This is a genomic window from Novosphingobium sp. AAP83 (genome assembly GCF_001295795.1).
Classification (GTDB): Bacteria; Pseudomonadota; Alphaproteobacteria; order Sphingomonadales; family Sphingomonadaceae; genus Novosphingobium.
Genome location: NZ_LJHY01000075.1, coordinates 1 through 1,230, shown reverse-complemented (window position 1 = coordinate 1,230; position 1,230 = coordinate 1). Strand labels below are relative to the sequence as shown.

The window sequence follows — 1,230 nt, the reverse complement described above, 5'->3', positions numbered from 1 at the left end:
GTCGGCATGAAATACTATTATAGTATATAGAGAATCACTACTGAGACACAGAGTGAAAAGGATCACAAAGTGATCTAACTACCAAAGGTAGTTACCATAACACTCTATAGGCAATAATACAAAGATAATATGCCATAAGAGGTATGGGTCTCTACAGGCATACCATCACAGAGATATGATCAAAAAAAGATGATCATAGAAGCCATAATCGATAAAATTAGAGAATAAATAGTGTTGCTACCATTGGTAGTGACATTTTGTCTCTATGTGAACTCTGAGTGATTGCTCACAATTCCATCTGACATTCCACCGACATTCAAATGGGTATTCAAGCCCTTGTTATTGTCATACCTATTCCAAACACACTATGAAACTCTATCAATTATGAAACACAAGAAAACTATCATCAATCACTATCAAGATAACATATCTTCACACCTGTCTAATGGTACACACAAGCCATACCTCATAAGCACATCTTTCAACATGCTATCACATGAACCTGACCATATTGAATCTGATATCTTGAATCGTATCAAACATATTAGATTGAATGATCCTTCATCACCAATGCTTTCTGAACTCTATAAGCAAATTTCAGATCATAGATTCAAAACCAACCAGTCTATGAACCGTAAAATCTATGAAAGAGATATCACGTTTAAAAGAGTCTCATATGTATGGCAAACCTATGAAAAGTTTCAAAGCCATCTAGTCCAAACTTTAGTGAAGAATGCAGGTCGATCAGGTAAGATCGAGCTTCATCCACTTACCTTTGACTTTATGGACGTGAATGGTTCCAAGCACCATAACCACGTATGGGACGATGATGGAACACTTCATATTCACTCGATCTATCTGATCAGGAATGAGATTTCTGTGAAGTTTGACGGCTTGCTTGCGGAGCAGTTTATGCCGATTTTATGGCATCCAAAACTATCTGGTGTTCGTGCTGTGCATGGTGAAGCCATTGGTTCTGAGCCGAGTGATCTACCTAAAGCCATTCAATATGCTTCAAAGTTTATGGCTGGCGTCGATCCTATGGGTTGGCAATCAGATTTGCCTTTGAGCTTCCAGTTCCCTTTGACCAATGCTGAGCGAAGGCAGCGTAGGTCTGATGCCCAGGCATTAGCTGCTACTACCTGATCCGCCATCCTGTCCTACCTGTATCAATATCGTTCGGTTTTGAGCCTGTTGTCGTGAGTGTATCGAATATTAGGATTCGACTTA

1 protein-coding gene is annotated in these 1,230 nt (G+C 39.3%); it reads left to right on the top strand.

Going from position 1 to position 1,230, the window contains the following annotated elements; all coding sequences use genetic code 11:
- Nucleotides 1-549: 549 nt before the first annotated feature.
- Complete coding sequence (locus tag IP81_RS19225; RefSeq protein ID WP_197274712.1) at nt 550-1,146, top strand: hypothetical protein; 597 nt, start codon at nt 550-552, stop codon at nt 1,144-1,146.
- Nucleotides 1,147-1,230 lie beyond the last annotated feature (84 nt).